1 protein-coding gene is annotated in these 282 nt (G+C 55.0%); it reads right to left on the bottom strand.

All coding sequences use genetic code 11. The features are described from left to right. Positions 1-282, bottom strand: a 282-nt coding sequence (locus tag CHK_RS04635) for an EF-Tu C-terminal domain-related protein (protein ID WP_046442873.1), incomplete at both ends; no start/stop codon positions are given.

The following is a 282-nucleotide window of genomic DNA, read 5'->3' as shown; positions in this document are numbered from 1 at the left end:
CGAACCTACTGTCCTGCCGCCTTCGCGGATTGCGAACCGCAGTCCTTCTTCGATTGCGATCGGCGTGATCAGCTTGATCTCCATTTCGATGTTATCTCCCGGCATTACCATTTCTGTTCCGCTCGGCAGCTCGATTACTCCTGTTACGTCCGTTGTCCTGAAATAGAACTGCGGACGGTATCCGTTGAAGAACGGCGTGTGTCGTCCTCCCTCTTCCTTCTTCAGCACGTATACGCTGCTGTTGAAGTGCGTGTGCGGATGGATCGAGCCCGGCGCTGAAAG

This window comes from Christensenella hongkongensis, assembly GCF_000981035.1.
Lineage (GTDB): Bacteria > Bacillota > Clostridia > Christensenellales > Christensenellaceae > Christensenella > Christensenella hongkongensis.
This window is presented reverse-complemented; position numbering and strand designations above follow the sequence as displayed.